Genomic DNA, 1,656 nt, shown 5'->3' on the forward strand with positions numbered 1-1,656 from the left:
GTCGCTGACAGACGCAACCACAATCCCGGATCGGCCTGCGCCAGTACCCAGTCTTTCAGGCCGGTATTGGCGGCTGACCACCAGGCTTTACAGGTCGGGTAACCGTTCGGCACGGTATAAGGCCGCCCGTTGTCCCGGCTCTCCTGCCACGGAAAGTCCGCCCGGGGTGTGCGGGATTGCAGCGTCTGGTAATCCCCGGCTAAAAATGTGCGGCTGCCCAGCCAGCCGATATCATTCAGGATAATCGGATCGGTGATGTGCTCCCGATCGCGTTGTTTCCATTGATAAAGCGCTAAGGCATAGCAATCGTGGGTAAAATCCTGTAGCTCCGCCGCCAGTGCCGGGTTACTGATGCGGGTATGCTGCACTTCAAAGCGCAGTTGCCGCAGATCCGGCCGGCAAGGAATGGACGCCACCGCTGCCTGTGTCAGCCCCTTGGATAACCGATGCACCACTGCCCACCAGAGCGGCACAGCGGCTGTTTGGTTGTTCAGGCTGGACATCACTGGCGCATACCCACTGTTATCCGGCGTTTGCGGTGTCCAGGTGCCACAGCTTTTAGCGCGGGATTGGTCATACTGAAGCGTCGTCAGGCTGACATTTACCAGCGGCACACAACACACCACCATCACGAAAAAGGCACAGGACAGGGTATTTTCAGTCCGGGCGAGCGACTGCAACCCGCCATTACCATCTTCTTCGCCACACTCCCGCACTTTCAGCCAAATAGCCATCACTTTTATCACTAACGGCAGCGTAAACAGCCCGGTTGTAATCAGAATGTGCCATAAGCCGTTATTGACGACCCAGCCGAGTAATGTCAGAAAATATTCCAGATAACTGTTAGTTGTCATCGTATTCCCTCAATATGGCCTGACGGGGCATATTCACCCAACAGAATAAACAGCAGACTGACGGCCATCATCCGTATCAGCGTTGCGCGGTATTCCGGCTGGTGCTTTGTTCTTTGCCAGATTTTCTGACCGCCCCAACCCAGTAACACATACAGGCCCAACCGCCAGACGAACCAGACTCCCCCGGTTTCGGTCACCCAGTGGTGAATACGGTCAAGTTTTTCTGCCTGATGCAGCCCGACCCAGCTTGTCGCCAAAGTGATGCCCATCACCAACACGATGAGCAGTGATAGCACAACACCTTTTCGGAATACTGCATGTTTCTTTGTCATCATCCGCCTTACCTGCGCGCACGACTGGGCATTTCCAGCTGATAAAACCGCGCATCGGTACTGTCCGGCACCTGTTTTTGCGGATGCATGTTGATGCGCTGGGTGTCCCGCTCAATAATGGTCAGGATGGCATTACGGGACAGGGCCTGTTTCAGCTGCATTTCATTCTTCAGCGCATTGATTTCCCGGTCCAGCGCGGCAATCCGCCGTTCCCCTTCGGCCAGCGCTTCTGACTGTGCCGCCGCATTGGGTTCGGACATCCCGATAATAAGCATCCGCCGCATCAGTAACGCCGTTTCCACAGTTTCCGCCATCGCCAGCTCCCCCGCTAAACGCCCCGTCAGGGCAGCTTTGTCCGGGTCGCGCTGCAACGCCTGAATCACACCTGTTCCAGTATGGTAAAGTCTTTAGTTACCGTCAGACTGCCGGTTTTCAGTTTCGTCAGATTGACCATCGTCGGTTTTTCCGTG

At 55.6% G+C, this 1,656-nt stretch carries 3 protein-coding genes; all 3 read right to left on the reverse strand.

The window, feature by feature from the left end; translation table 11 throughout:
- Positions 1-854, reverse strand: an 854-nt coding sequence (locus AAC147_RS07895; protein WP_047686274.1) for a conjugal transfer protein TraG N-terminal domain-containing protein, incomplete at its 3' end; no start/stop codon positions are given.
- Complete coding sequence (locus tag AAC147_RS07900; protein WP_197056439.1) at positions 851-1,189, reverse strand: hypothetical protein; 339 nt, start codon at positions 1,187-1,189, stop codon at positions 851-853. The genes AAC147_RS07900 and AAC147_RS07895, both read right to left, overlap by 4 nt.
- Positions 1,190-1,194: 5 nt before the next feature.
- Positions 1,195-1,569 (reverse strand): hypothetical protein, encoded by a 375-nt coding sequence (locus AAC147_RS07905; RefSeq protein WP_047686276.1) that lies wholly within the window; start codon positions 1,567-1,569, stop codon positions 1,195-1,197.
- Positions 1,570-1,656 lie beyond the last annotated feature (87 nt).

The sequence above is a fragment of the Xenorhabdus sp. NBAII XenSa04 genome (genome assembly GCF_963866145.1).
Lineage (GTDB): Bacteria > Pseudomonadota > Gammaproteobacteria > Enterobacterales > Enterobacteriaceae > Xenorhabdus > Xenorhabdus indica.